Consider the following 6,741-nt stretch of genomic DNA (forward strand, 5'->3'; position numbering starts at 1 on the left):
ATTTATCTCTGCTTGAGTACCACTAACGTAATATCATCAGCCACTTTTTGCTCACCAATATGTCGCCGTACATCGTCAATCACCACTTGTCTAATCTCCTGCACCGATTTATGGCAATGACGACTAACAATTTCACATAACCGCTCTAGTCCATATTGTTTTCGATGGGAGTTATAAGCCTCGGTAACACCATCTGTGTATAAGACTATCACATCTCCGGAATCTAACTGTATCTGTTTTTGATCGATAAACTCAGCAATTTCTTCCTCTAATCCTAAAGGAAAGCCCAGATGTGTTGTGTTAATCCGTTCCACTTTTCCGCCAGTACGCACGATGATAATATCTTCATGTTGACCACTGACGCCCAAGTTACCATTGGCATAATCTAAAACTGCCAACGTTACATTTCTATAGGGATTAATCCGCTGTATGTTACTGTAAATCGTGCGATTGAGGATATCCAGAAATTTTACCGGATTAGTTTCCTCACTTTCTTGTAAGGTTCGCACCGCCGTTTGAGTCATTAACATCAACACTCCACTTTCTAACCCATGTCCAGTTACATCTCCAATACTAATTTTGACATTGCCATTCTGTTGAATGACATCATAATAGTCACCACCAACTTCATCAGCAGGTTGCATAAATCCCGCAATATCTAATCCTTCAATTAAATCCAGTTCCTCCTGTTTTGGTAAAATCATCTGTTGCAGTTTCTTAGTCACGTCGAGTTCAGCACTCAGCCGCAGGTTTTCTTGTTGGAGTTTTTGATTCAGCGTAATAATTTCTTGATGAGCAGCTTGCAACTCTTGTTTCTGACGTTCCAACTCCTGGTTTTTCTGTTGTAACTGTTGTGCCATGAATTCAAGCTGTTTTTGGTGGGTTATGTCCTTGATTACAAAACTACATCCAGAAAATCCTTTGACGGGTAAATAAATCGGCGTTATTTCTAAACGCAGATAATATGATAAGTGCTGAATCTCTTGGTAAGACTTACGTTTGCTAGTTTTTGCTTTTTCAAAATATTTTTTGGCTAAATTAAACTGGTCATTATCTGATAAATTAAATAGATGTTTATTTAAGAGAGCAGATTCATTCAGTAAAACCCCATGAACAGAGCGGAATTGCATGATTTCCAAGAAGCGACTATTAAATTCGACTAACCGTCCCTCACTATCCAGAATAGCAATACCCTCTGATGAATTTCGCACGATACTTGTCCATCGTTCTCGTCCCAAATAAAACTCTCGAAACAGATCATCCTCTTCAGCCAGTATATTTTCAAAGATTGCCAACCATTCTTTGTCTCGTTTAACCAGTCGCAGACGGGAAATAAATTCGTTTTTATTGATGAATATGACGATAGTTAAGTCCAGGAATCCTTTTTTATATTGACTTAATTTTTTGTGGAATAAAAACCTGCCTCGTTTATCTTTGCGACTGAATAAGCTGTCTAAGTGCTTTCCCACAATCGACTCCGGAGTACAGGCAAAATGTTCACAAAATTCTGGAGTAACATTGAATATGGTTAGGGAGTCATCTAAGATGAGCATCCCTCCTGTATAAACGGCATATAAAGGACAATCCTTCACGATATTAGCTCCTGCTTTAAAACCTTATTTATTAAGTAGTGGTTTTTCGGATTAATAAATGTAGTCATTACACCAATAGTTCAAAGTAATTCAACCTGAAATTTACAAGATGTTTCTTGACAACAAATGCAGTGGATTTCTTCCGAACCATACGTTCCTACCCGTTCCTCAACCGTACCTTCGCCATGCAGCAATGCCATAATTCCCGCCGCGACGCCCGTTAACGTAAAACATTGGGGTTCTTTGGCTTCGCCTTTGTATTCTAGATAACCTAAAGCTTCATATCCATTCAGGGCTTCCATTTGCAAACGTTCACCCGGTTCATAATTGATCACATGCCAATTGCCCCAGCCCAAACCATTGGTTACAGCAATTAAGCCATATAAATTATCCGACTCTTCTTGAACCATGGGAGCAATTAACTCATACCATTCTGCTGAAATAATAATACCGCGAAGGGTATTCACCGCACAGACTTCACCAGCAAATAAAAGAAGATTCTTGGCTGTGTTGAATAAACCTTGTTTTTTCATGCTTTCCATAAACCGAATACAGATTAAATTATAAAAATCCGCAGGGGTATTCGCTAAATAAACATTAAACGCCGGAACTAATCCCTGATTGTTGCCATAAAATGGCATTTCAACCAAAGCATTAATAATTTTTTCATCATCAATATTAGATTCAGCAAATTGACTCGTGGATTTAGGTTTAAAGTTTAGGGTTCGCTTCGGCGGATACGTTACAGAATGAGTTCGGGATTTATCGATGATAAACTGACAGGTATCTGCTCCCATATTCATACAAGCTTTTTCGCGGACATACACCGATTGTCCAGTAATCCCATGAATCACGCCTTGCAAATACCCTTGAGTAAACGTACATACAGGACAGTTTGACTCAATAAATCCGGCTTTCCATCCTTCGACAAAATGGGAACTACTGGAAGACACTATCCCTTGATCAAGTTTAGAAAAGTCCAAATGTCCATATCCTAAGTGAGCATAGAGTTTGGCGGCTATTTGCCATTTATCGGCTAAGGTATCCTCCGGCTCAATAAAACTATGGATATAATCAGAAAATATTTCTTCAGCCGCCGATAAAATAATCAGTTTTCCATTAATTTGCTTAGTACCTTCGATAATATTTTGCAGGCGAGCATTATAATGATGGCAGTGAATCACTACATCTTTTTTCCCAATAAGGCGGCGATATGTATGAGGATCAAACTCTAACTTGAAGCGGTTGGTTAAGTCTTGTTTTGCTGGAGTATTCATTAGTTGTGAGTGAGTAGCGGAATAAAGTTGTTCAGGATACTCTTTCGGCAAAGAGAAATGAGTGGTTAGCGCTACCCCTACCCTGGCTAATAGAAAGGTTTGGGAGCTAACGTTTCACGGTATGTGGTGCAACGTGAGTGTGAATTGTGTAGGGGCGGGTTTCACCACTATCTTTTCGGTTGCAACCGGATGTAACTAAACCCGCCCCGACTCAGGTTTTTAGACTTCCCGTGAAAAGTCAGGGTTTGGGAGGGGTCAGGTTTTCGCATTTACTATGGAAATGCTACATACAGAGTTTATTACCTAGTAAGGCTGCCATGAACGATGAACGATGAATCCTGAGCCTGAGAGTGTATTTTATGCAACCGAAAATGGCTATAGTTTGAGATTATATCAGTTTATAGAAAAATAGGAGCAATCAGCGCAAAGGAAAGAGACGTTCCACCGGAACGTCTCTACAAGGTTAAATCAGAGATAATGTTGTAGCTGATGTTACCGTTAAAAAAAATTAAATCAGAGCATAAACTTTTGCTTCCCATGGGAAAATCGGTTCTCTGCCCACCCATTCAGGAGGAACGATGCGGTCTTGGGTAATTTCTTTCCACTGCTTACCGTCTGGAGTGGGAGACCAATTCGGGACTTTATATTCAGACCCGACAGGCGTTCCATAGTCGGAGAAATTAGCCACCACAATAACGCATTCATCCGCCTTTTTACCACGCCGCCAGACTAAAACCCGTTTACCTTCATGGAAATCAGCATGAATAAACTCATTATCATTCACCGCTAACGCCTGAGATGAGGTGCGGAAACGAACTAACCGCGCCACATACTGAAAGATGCGTTGTCGCCAATCTTCTTGGACTCGACTATAGTTAACCGGGTCAACCTGTTTATGATCCGCATGTTCATCCGTAATATCGAGATCTTGCTGATCCCCAAATTCATCCCCTGCCAAAATCATCGGAATACCAACAGCAGTTAAAAGACAGACGAATGCTAGCTTAATTCGGGGTTCAGTATCATAAACTCCATTATTAATTAGGTAGTTATAGAATCGCTCATTTCCCAAGCCGCCTACATCATGAGACGTTAGATAATTCACCGCTTGAGCGCTATCAGTGAAGCCGAGAAAACGGCAATCAATGAGTTTGCGGACACTCCATTCAAAACTAGAGTCATTAAACGCATTATTGCCTAAAATAACTTGTCGCAGAATCTGCTTGAACTTTTCGTTCCACAGTCCATCTAAACGATTTTGATGAACTAAGGCTAAGGGAACACTTAATTCTTCACCAACAACCAAAAAATGCTTACTTGAACCGCCCCGTTTTTCCCAAAGTGTGCGGGCGAACTCTCGAAAATGCTGCAAAAAGTCATAATTTCCTACATTATTAACACTATCCAGTCGCAAGCCATCCACCCGATAGTAGTCCAACCAATGAACCATATACGCTTTCATATATTCCCGGGCGGGTACAAACCAGGATTTTTTGCCAAGAATTGGATGATAGCCTTCAGTCCAATAGTTGTACTTAAATAAATCCCCGCCAAAACCATCACGACCGGCTTGTTCAGGATCACGTTTGGGATCACCTGCTGGTCGCCATTGAACATAAAAATCCAGAAAGTTGATGTTTTGATACGGATTATTTCGGGAAAACGCCATCACCATATCAACAAAGAAACGCATCCCCAATTGATGACACACTTTAATTAAATGGGCTAAATCCGTGGATGCAGTTGGCGCATCTTGACCTTCTGGATGTCCTAAATCAAAATCAGCCGCAAAAAAGTTAGCTGTGCCATATCCCCATTCCAGCTTGTCATCGCTATCGGCTGGGGGTAATAATTCTAAGGCGTTGACTCCTAGTTCCATCAGATGCGCTTTCCCTTCTGTTAACGCCTCAACATGGCAAAAATTAGGAGATGCAGTTTGAGGTTGCAACAAAGACAGCACATCCTCAAACGTACCGATTCCGACCTCTCGATTTTCCTCTGTTTTTCCTTGAGTCCAACGGGTTGGTAGTTCATAGATAACCAGTTGGTTGTTCGCAGGTAGAGTGTCTAATGGGGGATCTCCTTCCCAGTTCACCGTTTGTCCCCCCGGATCACAGGGCGTTAATGAGCCATTCTGATACAAAATAACACTAGCCGGATCATGACTGGCGATACCGCCTTCCTCGTCAGGAATGGGGGCGATTATCCGGCGGTCTACAGTTGTGGCGGTTGGATCGGTGCAATAGAGAACTTTGTTAATATTGTCTGGGTTATAGGGTTCAGTGTTGTGGATTTTAAACCAGTACAAGTAAACTTGCTCGTCTGTCAAACCACAGGCTTTAGCGGAGATTTCCCACAACTCTGGGAACTCTGGAGATTGGCTGAGGGGGTATTCCCCAACTTTCTCGAATCGATTTGAAGCCTTAGCTGAAGGTTTCGCAATGTAAACGCTGGGCGGTGGTTGGGATATACCCGGACGCCACAAGACGAAGTGGGTTTGCTTGCGGCTCAATAGATCGACGAGCATAGTATGGGTCTCCTGAATGGGAATCTTACTTTAGGTTGATCCGTACAACCGACCACCATTCTATTCTGGAGATTTAAAAAGTCAATTGTCGGGTTTCCCTTTAGCCACTGTAGGGGCGGATTTAGGTGGAATGGTACGGACTGGTATGCTGGTGGGTTTCGACTTCGCTCAACCCGCCCTCCTCACCAATAAGTGAACAACAAAACCCGCCCTCCCCACTAATAAATGAACAACAAAACCTACCCCATCTTTCCAAAACCAACCCAATCATGAGCCAACTGCAACATCGCTGGGTCGTCAATGCAGCCGAAGCCAAGGGACTCATCGAACAAAACGCCGCAACTGTGCTAGATGTCCGCCAGCCGATATCCTGGTTTTTCAGTCATGTTCCTGGTGCAGTTTGGTTGGGATGGTGGCAATTCTTAGAGCAACTGTTACCCCCGAACGGAAAACTGCTCAAAGACTCAAAGATACTCGAAGAAAAACTGCGGCGGTTAGGTATCTGTAACCGTAAACCTGTTATCGTGATTGGCAATCCTCCTAATAACTTTGGAGAAGAGGGGCGCGTGGTTTGGATGTTGCGGACTCTGGGACACCCGCAAGCGGCTTTCGTCAATGGCGGACAGGCGGCGCTGGTTTCTGTGGGAGTTCCCACGGTTTGGGGAGTGACTCGTCCAGAACCCGGAGACTTTGTGGTCAAACCTACACCCTTATGGACGATTCAGCGCCATCAACTGCAAGAAAATTTGACAACTCAAGCCTATTTAGTCATTGATAGTCGTTCACCAGAAGAATTTGCTGGCGCTACGCCCTACTGTGAAAAGCGGGGTGGACATATTCCTGGTGCTGTGCATTTCCATTTCCGGGATTTGATGGATAAAAAAGGGTACTTACTTTCCCCAGAGGAAATTATGACTCGGTTACATCAACGGGGATGCGATCGCGAGACTTCCATTGCTACCTATTGTACAGGCGGTGTGCGCTCTGCCTTTATTGTCGCGGTGCTAACTGAGTTGGGTTATTCCTGTGTGAAAAACTATCCTGGTTCGATGTGGGAATGGTCAGCTTATCCGGCTAGAACTCATCCACTAAATAAGTAATAACAAGTATCAACTGACATAGTAGCGAGCGAGACGCTCGCACTACAACAACGTTTCCTCGCCAGTCTTTAACATAATGATCAAAAAAAATAAATTTGAAGGATCTAAGCTGTCATGCATTTAAACTGTGATAAGAGCATTACCCTTATTTTTCAGTTTGCGCCCCCAGTTAATAACTAGCTTGTCTTCATTTAAAAGTTGATGCAACAAAGATTCTAACTCTTCAATGGATTCAAAAAGCCGAT

At 42.6% G+C, this 6,741-nt stretch carries 4 protein-coding genes and 1 pseudogene; 1 reads left to right on the forward strand and 4 read right to left on the reverse strand.

Annotated elements, in window-relative coordinates:
* Positions 1-2: 2 nt before the first annotated feature.
* The 3 genes from RIG66_RS05620 to RIG66_RS05630 form a co-directional block, all read right to left on the reverse strand.
* Positions 3-1,592: a SpoIIE family protein phosphatase gene (locus RIG66_RS05620; RefSeq protein WP_446376008.1), complete on the reverse strand. Its 1,590-nt coding sequence runs from the start codon at positions 1,590-1,592 to the stop codon at positions 3-5.
* Between the two features lie 80 nt (positions 1,593-1,672).
* The gene (locus RIG66_RS05625) at positions 1,673-2,869 is read right to left on the reverse strand and encodes a V4R domain-containing protein (RefSeq protein ID WP_446376010.1); all 1,197 of its coding nucleotides are present in this window, start codon (positions 2,867-2,869) and stop codon (positions 1,673-1,675) included.
* A gap of 508 nt (positions 2,870-3,377) precedes the next feature.
* Positions 3,378-5,396 (reverse strand): alpha-amylase family glycosyl hydrolase, encoded by a 2,019-nt coding sequence (locus RIG66_RS05630; protein ID WP_446376012.1) that lies wholly within the window; start codon positions 5,394-5,396, stop codon positions 3,378-3,380.
* A 269-nt stretch (positions 5,397-5,665) separates the two neighbouring features.
* On the opposite strand from RIG66_RS05630, the gene RIG66_RS05635 reads away from it, so the two are divergent.
* The gene (locus RIG66_RS05635; RefSeq protein ID WP_446376014.1) at positions 5,666-6,496 is read left to right on the forward strand and encodes a rhodanese-like domain-containing protein; all 831 of its coding nucleotides are present in this window, start codon (positions 5,666-5,668) and stop codon (positions 6,494-6,496) included.
* A 120-nt stretch (positions 6,497-6,616) separates the two neighbouring features.
* On the opposite strand, the pseudogene RIG66_RS05640 reads toward RIG66_RS05635, so the two are convergent.
* Positions 6,617-6,741, reverse strand: a pseudogene (locus RIG66_RS05640) (IS630 family transposase); the annotation flags it as partial.

The sequence above is a fragment of the Coleofasciculus sp. E2-BRE-01 genome, from assembly GCF_040221695.1.
Classification (GTDB): Bacteria; Cyanobacteriota; Cyanobacteriia; order Cyanobacteriales; family Coleofasciculaceae; genus Coleofasciculus.